Genomic DNA, 20,760 nt, shown 5'->3' with positions numbered 1-20,760 from the left:
ATGTTTTTACGGTCTTTTAAATTTAACCCAATGGCCTATTTTTTCAAATCCAACACCCAAATGCATTTTAACTGATGGAGGGTAATTAAAATATGAAAAAACATTTTTACCTTCTAAAAGCAATTGTTTGCATAATGCAGATAAATTTTTCTTGGAATAACCTTTTGAGCGATATTTGGGTGAAGTGATTACGCTTCCGATTACTGCCAATTCCGGAAGTTCGGCAGATGTGGCGACATGACATATTATTTCTCCGTTTTCATCCCTGTCAAGAAAATTGCGTCCGAAACCGTCCTCTCTTCTATCGCAAAACTGTTTATATATTGATTCAAATCCGTAATGTTTTCCTATGTTTTCATCCTGACTGACCAATCGTGCTATTTCTTCGATTTCATCATCTTCTGCGGAATAGGCATTTGGATTTGGAGGATAAGTTAAGTTTTTCAATCTTCCAACGAAACCTATGGTTTCATGATATTCGCTGAACGCATCTTTTATCTTCAGCATGCTTTTTTCCATTCCGGAAATTACATCAGGGTCTTTTTCAGTTAAAAAATCCATAAGTTCCAAAGCATCCAAATCATAATCTTTACTGTATATCTGCATTCCTGTATAATATTGGGAAACCAGACAGACTATTTCATTGTCACTATACTGTATCCAAATGTTAAAGTTTTCATTTTCAATTCCATATTTTACAAGATCTATATACAGGTATAAGCATTTCTCATAATCATCACCGATATATTCGAAAACTTGGCTTATATTATCTTTATTGCATTGAATAATCATTAATATTAATTAGATTTATCTAATATAAATATTTAAATTGAAAATCAATGCCTCAATTCAGATAAATATTAAAATTAGTAGTTATAAGGAAAATATCTGTTTTCCGGTTTTCAATGAGGATAATTATATCAAAGAAGCAATTTAAAGCGTATTATCTCAATCATTTACTGATTTTGAGCTGATGATGGTTCAACTGAAAATACACTGTTATTGATTAACAGATTTATTGAATAAACTTATTTTCTGTCAAAAACTATTTATTTTATTATTTTTAAAAATTATACTATATTTAAATATTTTATTCGTGATTATATGGGAATTAAAAATTATTTTTTAAATAAAAGTAACAGCTACAGGTTTTACAAGGAACAGTATGAAAAATATATTTTACCTAACAAAAACAATAAAAACCAGGTTAGCAATGATTTAAAAAAAGAAATTCAGCAGCTGCGTGATGAAATGGAACTTCAAAAAAAGTACATGGACTCCACAAACGATTTGTTTAACGTGCTTTTTTTGGACTACAAGCATGAATCAATAGGAATTCTAAAAAACATTCATCTTCTCTGCACTGAACTTCTTGAGTTCGTAAACAACATCTGCAAGGCAAACGACCTTAACTGGTGGCTTGACTACGGAACTCTTCTGGGAGGAATACGCCATAACTACTTCATCCCATGGGATGATGATACTGATATAGGAATGATGAGGGAAGACTACCTCAAGTTTGACAAGATTATCCACGAAGAAGTCAAAAAACACAAAATCGATGACATCATCAAGCTCCAATACAAGCAGCGCAAGTTCAAAGGAGAAATAATCGGAAGTTTTCTTTTGATTTTTTTAAGGGATTATCTTCCAAATGGAGATTACCCTATCCTTGCAGGCATAGATGTTTTCCCATATGACTACATAAAAACAAAACCTGATATAACTAGTGAGGAATATCAGCGCCATTACTTTTTAACCAAAAAGGAACTCTTCCAAAACATCTATGATGAAATGGATGAAGATAAAAGGCTTAAAATAGTCTATGACAAGCTTGATTTGACCTTCGACAGACAGAAATATATATTGCCTGGAGTTGAAGGGGCATGCGGCCCATATAACCTATATGACCTGATGCTTTTAGAAGACGACAAGCTGTTCCCATTGAAAGAGACAAAATTCGGAGATAAGGTATTTCCTGTGCCTCATGACTATGACCATCACTTAAAGACAATCTACGGGGATTACATGTCAGTTCCAAAAACAGTCCATGCACACAGCAGGGTAAACAAGCTCAGATACAATATTAATAATGACGAGATTTTCGAAAGGTCTCTAAAAAGACTAAAAGAAGTAAATGAAACATATTGAGTTCATTAAACTTCAATATTTTATTTTTTTAAAATTATAATTACATTCCATCATCATTTTCATAACTTCTGAATTTTTCAAGAAAATAGTCAAGCTCCTCTTTAATCTGTGCCAGTGTGACAATTGGCCTGTATGTGAGAAGTGAGTTAAGTGCAATCAGCAACGGGATGGCTTCCCCAACCTTAACATTAACGAATTCCAAATCCTGATAAGTTATCCTGAAATTACCGTTTACATGTTCATCAATACTGACGCCGTTGGCTATGAAATTGATTTCCTCTTTTTCAATCAGCTCCTCAAGAACTGCAGTACCTTCAAGAATGTCATCAAATTCAACCTTGTCCTTTTCAAGAATAGGTGTAATGAAATCAAAGCTGATGTCATAGTCGTATTTGGAATGATTGTCCCTGAAATAGCTGTCAACCATCAGATAGTTGATGTAAAGCTCATGGTTGATTATAGAATATCTCTTGTTGTTAAGTATGAATTCCATAGATATACTATGTTAAAAAAAGTATAAAAGATGATTGACTTAATCTTTCTCATCACAGCAATCCGATTAAATTACTTTTTTATTATACTGCCTACTTTTCTAAATGATTTAGTTAGTTTCCAGCTATTTGAAGACAATATTTCTTCATTTTCCTGTTTAATGTTGGAATTGTCCTTTTTTAATTTTGAATTTGCCTTTTTAAATTTTTTAACATCATTCTTTGCTTTCTCTGCTTTTTTGTGTTCCGTATCAATGAGTACATTTAATCGAGTCAGTCTTTTCTGCATATAATATTCATAGCTGTCAGAAACCGAAAAATCATCATCATATGAGTGGTCTTTCAGTATTTCAGCCAACGTATCAACATTTGATTTCAAATCGTGAATGTATGACCTGTATTTGACGTCACACCTGCTAAGTGTACTTCCCTTCTCACAGATTGCCCATATGTCACTTCCGGAACCGGCATAATCCGAAATTTTTGAAGGAAGATACGGGTTTGCATCAAAGCAGTCAGAAGTAATCAAATCATTGACGATGAGCACATCAAGTTTTGTAGTCAAATTCAAAAATTCGAGAAAATCAACGGCATCTTTTATATGAAGATTATTTGAGATTTCAAGCCCTTCGGTTAACTGTAAAACGAAATCCTTTTCATATACATAAAAGTGAAACTCCAGCTTATCTTTATGCTTATGATTTAAGATTTCAAAGGCATTATAAACTATTTCAAAATGCCTTTTGCTGTAGATATTTCCAAAATATCCGATATTGATTTTGGATGAATCAAAATCATCATCAGAATTTATGACATGATAATATTCCTCAGGAAGGGTAGGGTGAGGTTTAATTACGGATTTATCCTCAACAAAAGATTTCACATCAACAGGAAACTGATTTAACATCATATCCATCTGATTTTTATTTGTAAAAATTATTTCATCAGCAAAAAGATATGTTAAGTATTCAACTAAAAAATGAACATTGGTATTGTCTTCAATAATGGGAAAATCCGTATTCTCAGTTTTGTTGAGTTGACTAATTGCCTCATTGATTTTACTGAGATATTCCATATCATTTATGTTTTTATTTTTATCATTATCCAATCTCTGATTGTAGATGCCGAATAATAGTGGATCTGAAAATTCAGCGGCCCAGTATACTTCAGGATGTTTGAGCTTGTATTCCAGAGCCAAAAAATTGTTGGCAATTTTCCAAACTATTGTATTTATTTTCTTATAGGTATCTCTTTTATCCAGGATTTCCATAGATTTATCAATAAATGGGAAGATGCATTTTGGAAAATTAGGATTGCAGTTGCTGTCAATTAGGATTTGTTCATTGATGTATTCATCAACTAGTTTTTTAAATTCAAAATCATTTTCACTTTTTATGTTAGCCTGGATAACATCAAAAGGCTTCTTTTCAACCATAAATCTCTTTGCCAATATCATTCCTGCAATATCCTTGGATGGTGGAAACAAGTATGAAATGATTAATTCATCAACGGATTTTTCCTTCATAAAATGCACCTAAAACATTATTAATAGTTTAATGTTTAATAATTAATAAATTTTGTCCATTAAACTCTTGTTATAATAAAAGGAATTTGTAAACCCAAAAAAAACTTTTTAAAATAAGTATGCTTTTAATTAAAAAATGGTTTTATCAAAAATTTGCAATTTGGCCATGACTAAAAGAAGCCATGGCATTCTTGCATTATTATTCCGCCTGTGGCGCATATTTTTTGATTGAAATCTGTTTGAATTTTCTGATGAAGAATTTCGCCCAGATGTATCCGACGGTTCCTCCTACAAAACAGCCGAATACCACACCTGCATAGATTCCTGTAAGTCCCCATCCGAATATGAAACAGAACAGATATGCAAATACACTTTCTAAAATCAGGGACCTTAAAAGTGTAATCAGCAGTGAATATGTTCCTTTTCCGACACCCTGAAACATCATGGATGACATCATTCCGTGAGGAATTGCAAGAACAAAGAGGCTCAGTACTGATATTGCAGTTGCAATCTGCGGTGAAAGGGATGCGCTTGCTTCAGTGTATGAAAACATTGTAGCAATTTGTGTTGAGAATATAAACATTATAGCTCCCAATATTATGGATACTGCAAATCCTATTTTAATTGAATAGGAATGTGCAGTCTGAAGGTTTTTGTAGTTGTGCGCACCGAATGCCACTCCTGCAACTGTAAGCACTGCTGTTCCAAATCCTATAAGCGGAATCATAGCTAGCTGTACAATTCTCATTGATGCAGTATATACTGCAACCGCTGTTGTGTCAGCGGCCATAACAAGCATGGAATTGATGATAATTGCCAAAGCTGAAAATACGATGTTTTCCAGTGTTGAAGGAATTGCAACCTGCAATGTGTCAATCATAATTTTTGATGAATATGAGAAATTTTTAGGGGATAAGTCAAGGTACAGGTCTTTTTTACCCCAAATCCAGTAGCTCATTACAAGACATGACATTACAGCTGAGACGATTGTTGCCCATGCAGCACCTGCTATTCCGAGGTTGAGAATATATATGAAAATAGGGTCAAGTATAATGTTGAGTACTGCTGTAACTGCAATAGCTATTGTTGCACGTCTCATGTCACCTTCTGATCTGAATATTGCTGATGCCACACCTGAATATACGAATATGAACAGGAATCCGAATATGATGTAGCTGTAGGCCATCGCATACTGAATTGTGCTTCCGGCACCCATGAACTGAAGGATAGGAACCATAAACACTTCAATGATTATTGTAAATATTACTGAAACGATTACTGACAAAACGATTGCATGCAGTGCCGCATTGTTTGCTCCGTCATAGTTATTAGCACCGATTGACCTTGCAATGAGAGAGTTTGCACCTGCTCCTATTCCGTTTCCAAGTCCGACAAGCACCATAAACAGTGGTGTGATAAATCCTATTGCAGCAAGTGCGTCGGCACCTAGACCGGCTACCCATATACTGTCTGCAATATTGTACATCATGATTAGTAACATCGAAAGCATCATAGGAAGTGCAAGCTTGATGATTGCCTTTTTAGGGTCTCCTGTAATCATTTCAATGTTTTTGCTTTTAGTTTTACTCATTTTTCTCCCCTTTTTTGTTTAGCTCTATGGCTTTAATGGCCATCTTTTTCAATACCTTCTGCAATACGTCCATTTCAATGTATTCACTGTCAAATACTTTCTCTTCCCAATTGTCTAGAATCTCAATTGCTTTTTTTAGGGTTTTTTCTCCGTGTTCTGTCAGTGAAATCTTGTTTTGACGACGATTGTTTTCATCTATCTCTCTTATAATCAATCCTTTATCTTCCAGTTTCTTTATTGATCTTGCAACTGAACCCTTGTTGATGTTGCATCTTTGTGATATTTTTTCCTGATTGATATGGTTCTGGTGTGATATCTCAAACATCAGATGAAGCTGTGTGGCGTTAATTTCCAGTGATGCAAGGTTGTTGTTGATGTATATTGTCTGACTCCTTGCAATCATGGGTATCAGTTTTCCAACCGGAAGCATTGAAGAATCGATTTTCTTAAATTCTTCAAGTGTCATATTATCTTTACTTAAAATTATAAAATCATTAAATTTTCATTATCGTAATTTGAATAAATGTGTAAAAAATGATTTCTAACTTATTATTAATTTGTCATCATATATAAATGTTGCACTGACAACAATTGCAGTTGCAACAATATTGTCGGCCACTTTACAATAATTTAAGCTATATTAATATAATACTTGACACTAATTTAAACAAAATTATTCATCTGCTGCACTGCTACTTCAGGATATCTTTGGAAGGTCCCTTTAAAAGTATTTTCCAACATCATCTGAAGGCATACTGCATATGCATAACACTGCTCATTTTAGCTGTTACAATAATTCTTTCAAGAGATATTGTAACCAAATATCTAAATAAATTTACAGACGGAGTTTATGATTTGATTTTCAAACAAATCCCATCATAAACCCTATTTTTTATATTTTAATCCGATTTTAAAAGCATCAGCTATTTTTTCACCCATCCGGTAATAGTCATATCCAACATCATCATATGCCAACGGATCAAGTTTTTCAAAATCAACCTTGCCTTTATTATTTAAAATATCCTCATCGGCCTGGATATTTACTACCTCACCGGTAATCTGGGTGTGGCTTCCCACTTCTGAAACATGCATCACCCTGCATTCAACTGAAACTTTAAACTCATTTATAACAGGAGCGTTAACCATTTCTGCTTTCTTATGGGTGAATCCCACATCATCAATCTTGTCAGTGTCATAACCTGAAAATATTCCCATATAATCTGTTTGTGCAGCATGTTCGGCGCTTGGAAAACCTATGCAGAACTCTTTTGTCTCAAGAATGCTTTTCAATGTTTTTCTTTTTAAAGTGGAGTTTATCGCTATCATCACTGCCGGAGGCCTGTGGGAGCACATTGCAGCGAATGCCAGTGTGCATGCATCGGCTTTGCCTTCACTGTCATAGGCGGTTGCAACAACGGCAGGTGAAGGATACATCATTGAACGTGGTTTTAAATTAACTTTCATAATACTTATTAACTGAAAAATAGTATATATAATTATATGAACAGGTTAAAGATAGCTAAATCAATTTCAACAATAACAAATCCGCCGATTATAACAATACCTTTATTTTTAATCATATGTGCAGTTCTGTCATTTGAAAACGGAAGCTTTGATGTTTCAAAATTCATTGTCCTGGAATTGATTTCACTTGTTTTTTCTTCCCTTTTACCTCTGGCCATCATACTGTTCTGGGCAAAAAAGTTGAACACTGACAGGGACATATCAAACAGAAGCGACCGCTATATGCCTCTGATTGTAGGAATTGTAAGCTATTTTATAGGATTTCTCATATGCATATTTTTAAATCTGGACAATTTCCTAACACTGCTTCTTCTGTGCTATTCAGTAAACACCGGTGTTGTTTTACTGTTTACTACACAGTGGAAAATAAGTGTCCACACAACCGGTCTGAGCGGTCCTGTTGCAGCACTGATACTGCTTCTCGGACCAGTCGGTTCACTTTTTGGAATTCTTTATCCTATGGTTATATGGTCAAGGGTGCTTTTGAAAAAACATACCCTGTCCCAGGCAATCTGCGGAGGAGTGCAGGGATTTTTCCTCACAGTCCTTGAAATGTATCTCTTTATGGGATTGTTAAATAAGCCGATATATGGAATGGTAAGCCTTGAAATGTCAATACTCTTTATTTTAGCAATAATATTGACTCCGGTGCTTTTAGGAATATTGAGCTATGTTAAAGTAAGTCATTCAAAAAGAGTGTTTTATATTGCAGAATTAGTACTGCTTTTAGGATTCATTTCATTCACACCAATAGAGGTCACAGCAATATTTGCTTTAATAAGCACAGCATCAATACTTATCACCAGTCTGGCCGGCAAAGATTTCATCTGGAATGAAGTTATTTTTTAGACAGTCTTAAAAAGTCATCATAGTTCCCTGAAGCTATGATGTCTGTGAAAAACTTCCTTTTTACAGGACCCAGATTTTCAAGATAGTCCCCATAATATGGTGTGGCTTTTATTTTTTCATAGTCTTCCTTAATCAGAGTGTAGAGGGGCTTTTTATATTCTTCATCGATTGCCATCAGGGCATAGCGGGGACCGTTTATCTTGAATGCAATAAGGTCAAACTTATACATATCATACCATCCGTTTTCAATGAAAATGTCCATCAGAATTTGGCCTGCCGGAACTGTATCAAGAAACTTCCCGCCGACATGTTCGGTAGTTGACCCCTCATGCTTTCGTCTCACATAAAGATGCTTTTTGATAATGGAAACCCTTTCCGCTTTAAGATAGGTATAAAAGAAGAACGGCATGTCCTCAAAAAATATGCCCTCAGGAAATCTTGCATCTATCCTTTCTAAAAAGTCCCTTCGAAATATCTTTTGAGAAGCACTTACAGATATATCAAATAGGAAATCTCCGCTGTCATGGGGATTGAAAACCCTATCTTCAAAGGTTTCGTCGAAATTGTCAAGGTTGAACCAGTCATTTTTGGAATACTTGCCGTCATACTTGATAATCTGAAAGATTGAAATGTCGGTATCTCTGCTTTTGGCTTCACTGTATGCCGTTTCGATGGCATCGGGACAGTACCAGTCATCACCATCCAGAAACATGATATATTCTCCACGGGCATGTCTCAATGCATTGTTTCTGGAAGCGCCGGGACCCTGATTGTCCTGGTTGATCAACTTGATTCTTGAATCGGTGAACTGTCTGATGATGTCCAGGGTGCTGTCGCATGACCCGTCATTTACAACAATCAGTTCAAAATCATCAAGAGTTTGACCCAGAACGCTTTCAATGGCTTTTCTGACATATTTCTCCTCATTGAAAACAGGCATTATTACAGAAACTTTCATATTAATTCCTTTTAAATATTAAAAACATGATTATTTTATTTTGTTATTATTATATAAACTTTTGAGTTTAAAAAAAGAAAAAGAAAATTATATGATTTTAGAAGTACTGGGTTCCACTTGTTGGTGTGAGTGAAACACTTTGGGTATCTAAAAGATTACTGTTTGAATCATATAATTTGATTGTAGCATAATCCGGATAGTACAGATATGCATCAGCACTGGTAATGTAGAGATAACCGTCTGAATGTACATTAGCAGGCACCATATTACCATTGTTTAAGCTGTTTCCGTCTCTTGAATAGAATATCTGAACGATAACGCTTTCACCTGAATGTTCTGTACCTACATATATCTGCGCATAAGTCTTGTCCGCATCCGCACTTCCTGTGGAGAAACTACCTCCCTGTATCTTCATGGAAGATTTCGCAGACTGCGCCGGTTTGGATGCAGAGACAGCTTTGTCACTGTTGGCATCGTCAGTATCAACCTGTGATGCGTTATTTGATGCTGAGTTGACATTGTTGGCTGAATTGCTTGCTGAGTCTCCGGCTGTAAACATGTATACGAATGCACCTGCCAGAACAACTGCAACAATGGCCAATGCTATAATTATTATTTTAGTATTGTTGTTGGATGATTTCTGTTCGTTCATGGACTTTACCAGGGTCTCATGACTGTTGGGACCTGTTTCCGCATTCAATGCAGTACCGCATTTTTTGCAGAATTTTGCAGTATCTGAATTTTCACTTTCACAATTTGGACATTTCATATATCAACACCTATTAGCATTTTAATCTTTAATTAATACTATTATAGTAACAATATTTTATATATTTTATGAAAAATTATCGAAAATGATAAAAATTGTCAGTGAAATGTAGGTGAGAGAAAAAACATTTTTAAGCTATGTGATAAAAATCAAAAATATAAAAAGAACAAATGATTATTTTATAATTTGGGTAAAACACTATTAAAATAATCAGTCATTGATGCAATTAAAATAAATAAAAAAATAGTTGATTAAATTGTAAAAATTTAATCGTAGAATTTTCCAAGGAAATCCTTCATCCTCGGGTTGTCGGATGAAAATACCTCTTCTGGAGTTCCTTCTTCAACAATCACTCCACCGTCCATGAAGATGATTGTATCTGCAACATTACGTGCAAAGGCCATTTCGTGAGTTACAATGACCATTGTCATGTTCTGAGCAGCCAAATCCTTAATTACATTTAAAATCTCACCTGTCAGTTCAGGATCCAGTGCTGAGGTAGGTTCGTCAAAAAACAGTATGTCCGGATTCATCGCAAGAGCCCTTGCAATTGAAACCCTCTGCTGCTGACCTCCTGAAAGCTCACAAGGATAAGCGTCTTCCTTGTCTTCAAGACCCATTTGAGATAACAGTTTGCGCGCATGCTCAAACACTTCTTTCTTGTCTCTTTTCTGTACACGTATAGGTGCATTGGTAATGTTTTTCATTACGGAATGGTGCGGGAACAGATTGAAATTCTGGAATACAAGTCCGAAAGTTCCCTCAAAGTTTATTTCTCCGCTGTCTTCCTCTTCTAAATCGGTAATGCATCGAAGCAGTGTGGATTTACCTGAACCGGAAGGTCCGATAATGGCCAATACTTCCCCTTTATCAACACTTAGGGAAATATCCTTTAAAACCACATTGTCACCAAAGCTTTTTTTAAGATTTTTGATTTCAAGTAAACTCATTTAATACTCCCCCTATTCATAATAATTCATTCTGTTTTCTAGATGTTCCATTACAAATGCAACGACAATGTTGAATATGTAGTAGAAAATACCTGCTACGAGAAGTGCAGATATAGATGCGTCTGCAGCTGCAATCTGTTTAGCAACTGTAAACATTTCCGGAATTGCAATTACAAATGATAAGGAAGTATCTTTTACAAGAGTAATCACTTCATTAGTTACTGAAGGAAGAATGACCTTAAATACCTGTGGCATGATTATTATGAAGAATGTTTCTATTTTACTGTAACCCAATACCTGAGCCGCTTCATACTGTCCGCTGTTAATTGATTCAATTCCTCCTCTGTAGATTTCAGCGAAATATGCAGCATAGTTGATTGTAAATGCTATGATTACGGCTATGAACCTGTAATCCGCTGAAAGATTGATTCCGAATACATAGTACGGTGCGAAAAATACTACAATTAACTGCAACATCAATGGAGTACCTCTCATGATTGAAATATATATCTTCATGAGCCACCTGAGCGGCGCAAACTTACTCATTCTTCCTCCGGCAATAACCAAACCTAAAGGAAGAGAGAATAAGAGAGTTAATAGAAATATCTCAATTGAGGTAACCATACCTCCTAGTAATTGTTCAATTACTGTACTTAATATCATATAACTAATTCTCCCCTCTAAACTAATTTATTTAACCTTGGATTAAAGCATCTTCGGAAATACCGTATTTTTCTGCGATTTTTAAAACAGTACCGTCTTTAAACATTTCATCTAAAGTTTTTTGTACTGTGTCTTTTAAATCGGTGTTACCTTTTTTGAATCCAATACCGTATTTTTCGGTAGTGATGGATTCATCCAGGATGGAAAATGCATCGGTATTATTTTTTTGGTCGATATCATATTCTGCTACACCAATATCCATAGCAACTGCGTCACATGCACCTGATTCGAGGTCCATGAATGCGGTGTTATAGTCAGCAACTTCAGTTAATGTAGCGAAAGTGTCTGCAATAGTTTTATTGTCGCCCTGGAGAGCTGCTAATGCAGATGAATCTTTTTGTGTTTCTACAGTTTTACCTTTTAAATCAGCAATGGATTTGATTCCTGAGTCTGATTTTACAACAAATATTTGTTTGTTGTCAAAGTATGGGTTGGACCAGAGGTAATCGTTTTCCCTGCCGTCAATGGTGAAACCGTTCCAGATACAGTCGATAGATCCTGATTCTAATTCAGCATCTTTTGCATCCCAATCGATTGGTTGTGCTTTAAATGTCCAGTTGTTTCTTTCACAAACTTCTTTTGCTAAATCTAAATCGAAACCAACATAGCTTCCATTATCGTCTTTATATCCGTATGGAGGGAATTCTGCGTCAAAACCTACAATGAAGGTATTCTCATCGTTAGCGGTCTGATTTGAATTTCCACCCATAAAATCAAATAAACCAGCGCTTACAGAACCTAGCATCATTAAAGATACGAGGACTAAAGCTAAAATAAAACCTATCTTTTTATTCATTTTTAAACACCAAAATTGTTATAACAATGTAGAATTTTTCTACAATATTTATTTTTTATTTTTACATATATTAATTTAATCATATGTCTTTGGAAATATAAACAAAAGTAATAATTAATGTAAAAAAAATAGTAAATATATAAAATTTAATCAGGTGCGGAAGGTAAATGGATAAAAAAAGTTAAGCTATTTTTTGGCTACCCTTCCGGCAAGCCTCAACGGTTTTGTAACTTTCCAGCTTGTTGAACTCATAAGTTCCTTGTTGACCTTTGTGAGATGCCTATTTTCCTGCTTGTAGGTTTTGTTCTCCTTAACAAGAAGCTTTTGTTCATAGGACAGCTCATTGACTTTGGCTGACAGTCTTTTAGAATTGTTGATAAGCTGGTTTTTATCATGTCTGAGAGACCTGAGTTGGGCTTTTGTTACCTCTTTGTAATTTCTGAACTGATCTTTTTTAGTCTCAAGTGCATCTTCTGTTCTTTGGAGTAGGATTTCACTATCTATAAGTTTAACTGACAGGTCAAACTCCCTTGCATTTTCAGACTCTATGCAGCTGTTAAATATTTCCCTAGGTCTTGACGGGATTATTTCAAATACATTGTCATCTGCATATTCCTCTTTTTTGGCAAGGAAATCCTTTTTGAGCTTGTCAAAGTATTCAAGTTTGCTTTCACCCTGACTTTGGCTGAATCTTGAATAGTTGTTGATGATAATCTTGTCAAAAAGTGAAGCCTTGCATGCATCAAACATGCCATTTTCCTTGGTTATGTCTATAAGCCTGTTTGAAACAAAAATGTAGTCTGCAAAATTCTTTTTGGAGGTCATAAGAGACCCCGGCCTGACACGTCTGTTGTAGAGATATTCATCATAGAAATATAATCTTGTGGAATTGAACAGTGCTTCAATGAAGAAGATATTGTCTTCAAATATCACACCTTCAATAAAGCGTATATCCTTAATGAGATCCCTTTTAAATAATTTGCCCGGCGGTGATACTGCGATATGAAATATTTTATCAGGAATGTCCTTATATGAAAATACAGTATTTTTCAAATCGCTTAATGCTTCTATATTATAGTATCTTGTCTCATACTTTTCTTCGCTGCCATCATCAAAATTGATCAGTTTGAATATAATTAGGTCCAGTGAATTTTCTTCAGCAATATCAGTTAACTTTTCAAGAGCATTCAGTTCAAGATAATCGTCTGAATCCATGAAATAGATATATTTCCCTAAAGCATTGTCCAAACCTGCATTACGTGCAGAAGAAGGACCCTTATTTTCCTGTGATATCACTTTGATTCTGTCATCTTTAGATGCATATTCATTTAACTTATCTAAAGTGGAATCGTCAGATCCGTCATCAATGCAGATGATTTCAATATCGTTCAAGGTCTGATTACATATGCTGTCCAAACATTCGCCTATATAGTCTTCCACATTGTATGTAGGGATAATTACTGATACTAGAGCCATATTAACATCCTATCTGATATAATTCAAATCCTAAATTCTGTATCTTTTTGTCGTAGATATTTCTTCCGTCGAATATTACCTTATGATTGAGCTTTTCTGCGAGAATATCAAAGTCAGGGTTTCTGAATTCCTTCCATTCTGTAATCAGTATAAGTGCATCACATGAATCAAGTGCGTCATATCTGAGGTCTGCAAATTCAATTGAATCAAGGTACTTGTCATCGATTGCCTTTTTGAACTCTTCTGTTGCCTGTGAATCGTATGCCCTGATTTTTGCTCCGTGGTCTATGAGGTGTGATGCAACCACAAGTGATGTGGCTTCCCTTACGTCATCGGTTCCAGGCTTGAATGCAAGTCCCCATATTGCGAATGTCTTTCCTGTGAGGTCTTCTCCGAACCTGTCAATGACCTTTTTAAAGAGAACTGTTTTCTGTTTTTTGTTTACTCCCTCTACTGTGGAGAGTATTTTAGGTTCGTATCCGTGAACCTGTGCAGTATTGATAAGTGCCTGAACGTCTTTAGGAAAACAGCTTCCCCCATATCCGCATCCTGCATATATGAAGTCATAACCAATTCTTTTATCTGATCCGATTCCTTTACGCACGTTCTGGACATTTGCACCGGTAACCTCACAGATGTTTGCTATCTCGTTCATGAATGATATCTTTGTTGCAAGCATTGCGTTTGCAACGTATTTGGTCATTTCAGATGATTTGATGTCCATCATAACAAACCGGTCATGGTTTAAAACAAACGGTGAGTATAAATCTCTCATGGTTTCAAAGACTTCATCTTCTTCTGCACCGATAACGATACGGTCAGGATGCAGGCAGTCCTCGATTGCATGACCTTCCTTTAAAAACTCCGGATTGGAAGCAATTTTTATTTCAACATCAGAACCCTTTTGAGATAAAATACTGTTGATATGGTCTCTTACCTGGAAACCTGTTCCCACAGGAACTGTTGACTTTATGACCACAATTGAATCCTTTGTAATATTGTTTGCAATATCTGAAGCTGCAGAGAAAATATAATCCAGGTTTGCACTTCCGTCTTCAGCCATTGGAGTTCCAACTGCAATGAAAATCATGTTGGTGTCATCCAATGCTTCTTTGATGTTGGTGGTGAATATCAAATCACCCTTTTCCTGACTGGTTTTAACAAGTGTCTCCAGATTAGGTTCAAAAATAGGCATGATGTTGTTTTTCAAACCTTCAATTTTCTCTTCAACAATATCCACACAGTATACCTTGTTTCCCATCTTGGAAAAGCAGGCACCTGTAACAAGTCCTACATAACCGGTTCCGATAACAGTAATATTCATAATATCCCAAAAATTTTTAATTTAATAATTAAATTATGTTTTTTTTAATTAAAAAGTTTAACTAAAATAACTTTTTTAATTTGTTTTTAATAGATGGCTGTTTATTTCCATCTTTAAGTTTTTTATTGGCTTTTTCAAGTTTTGCTATACGTTCATATAAAAAATCATTCTCTTTTAATAAATTTTCATATTCACTGTCTGAAAATTCACTTGAAAGTCGTAAAGGTGAAAGGTACCTGTAGTACTCCATCTTATCTGCAATGTCTGAGTGTGCATTTATGTAATCCCCGTCCATCCTAAGCATCATTTCATGTAAAAGAGGCCTGACCTCTTCAAGGTTTTCTGTGAAAAACTCTCTTCTCTGGATGTTTCGGAGATATGCGAAGGCCCTCATATACACCATCTTGAGAATGCCGTCTGATTTTTTGCTGTAGCGATTGACGACATCAAGGTTGTCAAGCATTCTTTTAATAGGTATTGTATAATCTGAGAGATTGTTTGATGATGATGCGGGATTGAACTCCCTGTAATAATAATAAGCCTCATCCGTGTATATGATTGATTCGGCGCCGAATGCGGTTTCATAAAAAAACGGATTGTCAACCCATCCTCCGCCGGGTTCCTCAATGAATCTGATATCATTATTTAAAAGAAATTCCCTTCTGTATATTCCGGCCCATATTGACGGATGAGCCTTGATGATTGCCGGGAAATCCTCAATGGTGAATGTCTTTTTTTCAGCCACATGATTCCTTTTACCGGTATCCTTTCTTATTTTTCCTGACTCCTCAACGTGATAGAAATTACTCTTTACCACATCAATTTCGCCTTTTGAAAGATCATAGAGCTTTTCAAACATGTCCTTTGATATATAGTCATCGGTTTCAACAATTCCGATATATTCTCCTTCAGCATGTGAAATTGCCATGTTCATCTGATATCCATAGCTCTTTTTATCCGAATCCAAAAGCTTTATCCTTGAATCCTTTTTTTCATATTCCTTAAGGATTTCAAGTGTGCCGTCTGTTGAGCCTGCATCGATACAGATGATTTCAATATCTTCCAGAGTCTGATTTGCGACACTTTCTATACATTGTTCTATATATTCGCCCACATTAAGTGAAGGCATTATTACTGATACTTTAGGTTTAAAAGACATGTTATTTACCTTTAAGTTTTAAGAATAGTGAAACCGGCTTTCTGGACAGGAGATTTTCCTGGCGCTTAACCTCTTTTTTCAGCTTTTTGTTTTTACGTGCAAGATCGTTTTTCCTGATGGATAACTGAAGGTTCTGCAGTGAAAGGTCAAATTCCCTGAACTCCTCTGAATTCACGACCATCTCAAACCTTTTCTTGTTGTTCGGCACTATTATGCTTATGAACTCCTCATATCTTTCATCATCAAGCATCTTTGAAAAGTCCTCTTTAAGATGCTCATAGAAGTACGGACGGAACTGCTCCTGGATTGTATTGTACCTGTGGAAAATGAGATAAATCTTGTGGTCATAGAGGTATTTCTTGTACTTTTCAAACAGTCCGTGGTTAATGAACTTCTGTATAATCATATTGTTGATTGTAATTGTGCTTATGTAACGCTTGTCACCGGCACCTGTTGATGAAGCGGAATGCCTTCTTCTTGTATAGAGATATTTGTCATAGAAAAAGATTCTTTCAGCTGAAAGGAAGACGTCCCAGAAGAATATGTTGTCGTGGAAAATAAGTCCTTCGGCAAACTGGGCTCCTGTGCTCATGACAAACTCCCTGTTGTAGAGCTTGCACCATGGTGTCACTGATACCTTGAACATCAAATCTCCCAAGTCATGGAAGTTGAAAATCCTGTCACCTACAAAGTCATAGAGTTCATCCATGCTGTAGTCATCTGTCTTGAAGTATTCCCCTGTATCTTCGGCGTAGTTCATTGCCCTGAAAAGAACAAAGTCCAGATTTTTCTCTTCGCAAATGTCATAGCATTCCTTAAGGGCATTTGAATCAACTATATCGTCAGCATCCATGAAATAGATGTATTTTCCGGTTGCATGAGGCAGTGCCACATTTCTTGCAGCGCCTCCTCCACGGTTTTCCTGATGATAATATTGAACCCTTGAATCCTTTTCGGCAATTTTTTTGAGAATTTCAAGTGAATTGTCCTCAGATCCGTCATCTACACATATTACTTCAATGTCCTCCATGGACTGGTTCAGTATTGTGCCGATTGCTTCTTCAAGATAATCGCTTGCATTGTAAACGGGAATAATTACAGAAACGTCAACCATTTTGATAACCTCATTATTTTAAAATATCCTTGACCTTTTTAGCCAGTTTGAAAGTGGATGAAGACCTTACAGTTTTCACATCATCCTTAAGTGATTCTAGCTTTCCTTCAAGCTTTTCGTTTTCTTCAGTTAATTCATCAATCCTGTCTTTAAGTTTCCTGTTTTGTGTCTCCAGCTTTTCCATTCTCACATCATGATATGACTTTTTATAATCTGCAAGTGAATCTGATGAGACGATGAGGTCATATTTCTCTTTAACATGGCCTGGAAGAATGTCTTCATCAATATCAAGCATGGACTTTCTGACATTTTTAAAGTTCTCCTCATCGTCTGAGTGATATAAAAGATAAGACTGAGCCGCAACATTGAATATTATGTAATTTTCATCGCTTTTGTCAAAATAATCAATGTTGTCAGGAAATATTTCACCGTATATTTTGAATAAATCCTCGTTCCTGTTGTTTTTCTTCCAGTTGAGGTATTTTGTAAGGTGCAGCTTGTACTCCTCTGAGGTCTTTTTCAAATCCGCCCCAGCCAGAATATCGCATGCATCCCTGAAGTGCTGTACATAGCTTTTCTTTTTAAGGTAATTGTTCATCTTATGATTTACACCGCCCCCTACGGAATAGTTATAGCCGTAAAAGTCTAAAGGACATACATAAATCTCATCTGCATTTGCAAAGACTTCGGAGAGAAATACCGGGTCCTGACCTCTTAGAAGGTCTGGAAATACAATATTGTGCTTTTCTAAAAACTGCCTCTTGAAGATGTTTTTATAAAATGCATATGGTATGCCGTAATCATCGGGATTGATTGCACCGGACTCTTTAAAGTACATGTAATCCCCACGTTCGTAATGGCGATTTTTATAAAGTGAATAATCCTTTTTTATGAAAGCTATATTTGCTGATACAACATCCGCATCGTTTTTCTCTGCAATGCCATACATCTCATTAAGGGCATTTGCGTCAACATAGATGTCATCGGCATCAAGAAATGCAATATATTCTCCTCCGGCATTTTGAAGGCCTGTGTTACGTGCCTTTCCTGAGCCCTGGTTTTCCTGTGATATGACTTTTATGAAATCATATTTTGCTTTAAGCTCATCTAACACTTCTAGGGAGTTATCTGTTGAGCCGTCGTCAACGCAGATTACTTCCAAATCATTGAATGTTTGCCTGGAAACGCTTTCCAGTGACTTTTCCAGGTATTTGGCACCATTATAAACGGGCATTATAATTGATATCTTCGGCATTTTATCACTTAAAATTATTTTAATCCTCTTAATGGCTTGGTTATCTTCCAGCTGGTGGAGTTGAATATGCTTTCGTTTTCCTTTTTGAGTATTTTAATGTTCTTTTCAAGTATTTGATTTTCCTTTTTAAACTCTTCGCTGTCAAGCTGTATATCATACTGTACCATCAGCTTTTCAAAATCTTCATAGGTCTTTGAATATACTATATCGTCAAAGAAAAGCTTGTTTATCGGATTTACATATTCGGCAAAATCGGTGAATCTCCAGTGATAGATCATCTGGGTGAAATCTTCTTTTAAAGCTTCATAATAACTTTGCCTCAAATCATCATCAAGGCTTTTCCAGGCGGAGTAGAGAAGTTCAATTCTCCAGTCAAAGAGTTTGAACTTGTACTTTCCGATAAAGTTATGGTCTGTGAATTTGGTAAACACCATGTTTGATGAGTTTATGAGATTCACCTTGTCATCATAACTTAATTCGGGTCTTTTTATATTGATGTTTTTTCCGTAAAATGAGAATCTCTGGCAGTTGAATATGCAGTCCCAGAATAACAGGTAATCGTCAGGGCTGATTTCACCTATTCTTTTTAAAAGCCTTGTGCTTATGAATTTGGTGTCCCTTGAAATGTCCATCTTAAATGTGCGTGCTTTAAATTCATTGAAAAAGCAAACTTCACTTTCGAATTCATCTGTAAGCTGGAGAAAGTCAAGGTTTTTATCTTCACACATGTCGAATGCTTCTTTGAATGTATTCTTGTCGAGACCATTTGGTGCATTCATGAAATATACGTATTTTCCGGCGATTTCATCTATGCCTTTCACTGTCCGGACTCCGTCTGCATTAACGTCTTCATCAATGCATATCACTTCAATGTCATCCAGGCTCTGGCTGCGGATGATATCCATTGAAGAGGCAATATCTTCATTATTTGTAGAAACTATAACGGATAAATTAACCATAATCATCACTTTCTCAGGCGCTGTGTCTTCTGCCAGCTGTTGGAATTAATCAAATCATCATGTATCTTTCTTACTTCATCATATCTGTTTTTAAGCTTTGCGTTCTTTCTTCTGAGGCGGTAGTTTTCAAATGCAACATCGAATGTATCGCAGTCCTCATATTTAAGCACATATTCAAACAGCTTCTGGTCATAAGGCTCCAGATCCTTCATGATATATTCCTTAAACTGACTGTCGCTTGCAATTCTCTTGTAGTCTTCACGCAGCTTGTCAAGATATAGCTGCTTGAATTCAGGTTTGATCAGCTGGTACCAGTGGAAATTTGTGTGAAATTTCTTGGCAAGCAGCTTTTCTTTAAAATCATCGAATACATCATATTTAAAAAATACCTGCCATATCAAATCGCAGATGTCAACGTAGTTTATGAAGTGCTTTGCACCGGATGTTGTAGATGATGATGAATACCATCTTCTCTTGAAGAGGTGCTTTCTTAGAAAAGTGATTCTCTCTGCTGCAAAGAGTGTGTCATAGAAAAATACATTATCGTCAAATACCAGTCCTTCAGGGTAGGTTATGTTGTTTTTCATCACGAATTCCCTGTTGTAGAGCTTGGACCATGGTGTTACTGTAATGTCAAAAACATAGTCCTTAATGTCTTTATGGTTAAATACCCTGTCGCCCACAAAATCCGCTAGGGCGTTCATGCTGTAGTTTTCGGCCTCAACAAGCTCTCCTGTATCCATGTAGTAGTTGATTGCCTGAAATATTACAAAGTCGACCTGTCTTTCTTCGGCAATCTTGTATGTGTCTTCAAGTGCTGTAAGCTCGAGAATATCGTCGGAGTCCATGAAGAATATGTATTTGCCTGTTGCCAGTTTCATTCCACGGTTGGTTGCAACGGCATGTCCTCCGTTTTCCTGGTCGAGAACAGTTATTCTCTCGTCACGGGAAGCGTATTCATTCAGTATATCCAGTGACCTGTCGGCCGAACCGTCATTGACACATATGATTTCTATATCGGTCAATGTCTGGTTGGTGATGCTGTCAAGACATTCACCTAAAAAATCCTCTACGTTATAAACGGGAATAACAACAGATACTTTAACCATAAAAAACCTCACTTTAATTTTTATCCTTACAAGTATT

At 35.9% G+C, this 20,760-nt stretch carries 21 protein-coding genes; 3 read left to right on the top strand and 18 right to left on the bottom strand.

All coding sequences use genetic code 11. The features are described 5' to 3' along the window. Positions 1-6: 6 nt before the first annotated feature. Positions 7-792 (bottom strand): GNAT family N-acetyltransferase, encoded by a 786-nt coding sequence (locus E7Z81_RS10030; protein WP_292747237.1) that lies wholly within the window; start codon positions 790-792, stop codon positions 7-9. 312 nt (positions 793-1,104) lie between these two features. On the opposite strand from E7Z81_RS10030, the gene E7Z81_RS10025 reads away from it, so the two are divergent. Next, positions 1,105-2,151 carry a LicD family protein gene (locus E7Z81_RS10025; protein WP_292747235.1) on the top strand — a complete coding sequence of 349 codons (1,047 nt, stop codon included), beginning with the start codon at positions 1,105-1,107 and terminating at the stop codon, positions 2,149-2,151. A 40-nt stretch (positions 2,152-2,191) separates the two neighbouring features. Here E7Z81_RS10025 and E7Z81_RS10020 read toward each other — a convergent pair whose 3' ends face one another. From E7Z81_RS10020 to E7Z81_RS10005, 4 genes are all read right to left on the bottom strand, one after another. Further along, positions 2,192-2,644, bottom strand: a complete 453-nt coding sequence (locus tag E7Z81_RS10020; protein WP_292747232.1) for a hypothetical protein — start codon at positions 2,642-2,644, stop codon at positions 2,192-2,194. A gap of 71 nt (positions 2,645-2,715) precedes the next feature. After that, complete coding sequence (locus E7Z81_RS10015; RefSeq protein WP_292747229.1) at positions 2,716-4,167, bottom strand: hypothetical protein; 1,452 nt, start codon at positions 4,165-4,167, stop codon at positions 2,716-2,718. Positions 4,168-4,366: 199 nt separating this feature from the next. Beyond that, positions 4,367-5,758: an MATE family efflux transporter gene (locus E7Z81_RS10010; RefSeq protein ID WP_292747227.1), complete on the bottom strand. Its 1,392-nt coding sequence runs from the start codon at positions 5,756-5,758 to the stop codon at positions 4,367-4,369. Continuing rightward, entirely contained in the window at positions 5,751-6,224 is a 474-nt protein-coding gene (locus E7Z81_RS10005; protein ID WP_292747224.1) for a MarR family winged helix-turn-helix transcriptional regulator, read from the bottom strand. The genes E7Z81_RS10010 and E7Z81_RS10005 overlap by 8 nt, the downstream gene beginning before the upstream one ends. A 131-nt stretch (positions 6,225-6,355) precedes the next feature. Here E7Z81_RS10005 and E7Z81_RS10000 point away from each other — a divergent pair, with 131 nt between their 5' ends. Then, positions 6,356-6,640, top strand: a complete 285-nt coding sequence (locus E7Z81_RS10000) for a hypothetical protein (protein ID WP_292747221.1) — start codon at positions 6,356-6,358, stop codon at positions 6,638-6,640. A 3-nt stretch (positions 6,641-6,643) separates the two neighbouring features. On the opposite strand, the gene E7Z81_RS09995 is transcribed toward E7Z81_RS10000, so the two are convergent. Then, complete coding sequence (locus E7Z81_RS09995) at positions 6,644-7,222, bottom strand: flavin reductase family protein (RefSeq protein ID WP_292747218.1); 579 nt, start codon at positions 7,220-7,222, stop codon at positions 6,644-6,646. 36 nt (positions 7,223-7,258) lie between these two features. On the opposite strand from E7Z81_RS09995, the gene E7Z81_RS09990 reads away from it, so the two are divergent. Beyond that, a complete protein-coding gene (locus E7Z81_RS09990; RefSeq protein WP_292747215.1) occupies positions 7,259-8,131 on the top strand; it encodes a hypothetical protein in 873 nt (290 codons plus the stop codon). Here the strand turns inward: E7Z81_RS09990 and E7Z81_RS09985 are convergent. The 12 genes from E7Z81_RS09985 to E7Z81_RS09930 form a co-directional block, all read right to left on the bottom strand. Then, the gene (locus tag E7Z81_RS09985; protein WP_292747211.1) at positions 8,121-9,089 is read right to left on the bottom strand and encodes a glycosyltransferase family 2 protein; all 969 of its coding nucleotides are present in this window, start codon (positions 9,087-9,089) and stop codon (positions 8,121-8,123) included. The two genes, E7Z81_RS09990 and E7Z81_RS09985, sit on opposite strands and share 11 nt — an antisense overlap. A gap of 97 nt (positions 9,090-9,186) precedes the next feature. Then, positions 9,187-9,858: a zinc ribbon domain-containing protein gene (locus E7Z81_RS09980; RefSeq protein WP_292747209.1), complete on the bottom strand. Its 672-nt coding sequence runs from the start codon at positions 9,856-9,858 to the stop codon at positions 9,187-9,189. Positions 9,859-10,124: 266 nt separating this feature from the next. After that, on the bottom strand, positions 10,125-10,808 hold the full coding sequence (locus E7Z81_RS09975) for an amino acid ABC transporter ATP-binding protein (RefSeq protein ID WP_292747206.1): 684 nt from the start codon (positions 10,806-10,808) through the stop codon (positions 10,125-10,127). Between the two features lie 12 nt (positions 10,809-10,820). Further along, a complete protein-coding gene (locus E7Z81_RS09970) occupies positions 10,821-11,471 on the bottom strand; it encodes an amino acid ABC transporter permease (RefSeq protein ID WP_292747203.1) in 651 nt (216 codons plus the stop codon). Between the two features lie 31 nt (positions 11,472-11,502). Continuing rightward, entirely contained in the window at positions 11,503-12,327 is an 825-nt protein-coding gene (locus E7Z81_RS09965) for an amino acid ABC transporter substrate-binding protein (protein ID WP_292747200.1), read from the bottom strand. A 186-nt stretch (positions 12,328-12,513) separates the two neighbouring features. Further along, positions 12,514-13,803, bottom strand: coding sequence for a glycosyltransferase (locus tag E7Z81_RS09960; RefSeq protein ID WP_292747197.1), 1,290 nt, complete (start codon positions 13,801-13,803; stop codon positions 12,514-12,516). 1 nt (position 13,804) lies between these two features. Next, positions 13,805-15,127, bottom strand: coding sequence for a UDP-glucose/GDP-mannose dehydrogenase family protein (locus E7Z81_RS09955; protein WP_292747194.1), 1,323 nt, complete (start codon positions 15,125-15,127; stop codon positions 13,805-13,807). Positions 15,128-15,188: 61 nt separating this feature from the next. Beyond that, a complete protein-coding gene (locus E7Z81_RS09950; protein ID WP_292747191.1) occupies positions 15,189-16,286 on the bottom strand; it encodes a glycosyltransferase in 1,098 nt (365 codons plus the stop codon). Position 16,287: 1 nt separating this feature from the next. After that, complete coding sequence (locus E7Z81_RS09945) at positions 16,288-17,400, bottom strand: glycosyltransferase family 2 protein (RefSeq protein WP_292747189.1); 1,113 nt, start codon at positions 17,398-17,400, stop codon at positions 16,288-16,290. Positions 17,401-17,413: 13 nt separating this feature from the next. After that, complete coding sequence (locus tag E7Z81_RS09940) at positions 17,414-18,655, bottom strand: glycosyltransferase (protein WP_292747186.1); 1,242 nt, start codon at positions 18,653-18,655, stop codon at positions 17,414-17,416. 14 nt (positions 18,656-18,669) lie between these two features. Further along, positions 18,670-19,614, bottom strand: a complete 945-nt coding sequence (locus E7Z81_RS09935) for a hypothetical protein (protein WP_292747184.1) — start codon at positions 19,612-19,614, stop codon at positions 18,670-18,672. A gap of 5 nt (positions 19,615-19,619) precedes the next feature. Continuing rightward, complete coding sequence (locus E7Z81_RS09930) at positions 19,620-20,723, bottom strand: glycosyltransferase (protein ID WP_292747182.1); 1,104 nt, start codon at positions 20,721-20,723, stop codon at positions 19,620-19,622. Positions 20,724-20,760 lie beyond the last annotated feature (37 nt).

The organism is Methanobrevibacter sp. (assembly GCF_015062935.1).
Taxonomy (GTDB): domain Archaea; phylum Methanobacteriota; class Methanobacteria; order Methanobacteriales; family Methanobacteriaceae; genus Methanocatella.
Note: the sequence above shows the minus strand (reverse complement) of the source record. Positions and strands in the feature narration are given on the sequence as shown.